1 protein-coding gene is annotated in these 224 nt (G+C 49.1%); it reads left to right on the forward strand.

Features of this window, described 5'->3' with window-relative positions; all coding sequences use genetic code 11:
* Positions 1 to 224: hypothetical protein (locus tag I6U50_RS15840; RefSeq protein ID WP_198639567.1), on the forward strand; the 224-nt coding region annotated here is incomplete at both ends.

A 224-nucleotide genomic window follows, 5' to 3' on the forward strand; every position in this document is an offset into this window, starting at 1 on the left:
TACCCCGTGGGAACCACCAATATTACATGGACCGTGACAGATGATAATGGAAACGAAGCTCAACCGGTAATACAAACCGTAACGGTAACTGACGACCAGGCGCCGGTAATCGCGGCTGTGGAAGCCATCAATACTACTGCAGATGCAGATACCTGTGGGGCAATGATAGAAATTGTACCTCCGGCGGCTACTGATAACTGTACGGTTGGAAATGTAAACGGAAC

Source organism: Salegentibacter maritimus, assembly GCF_016236975.1.
GTDB classification, from domain to species: domain Bacteria; phylum Bacteroidota; class Bacteroidia; order Flavobacteriales; family Flavobacteriaceae; genus Salegentibacter; species Salegentibacter maritimus.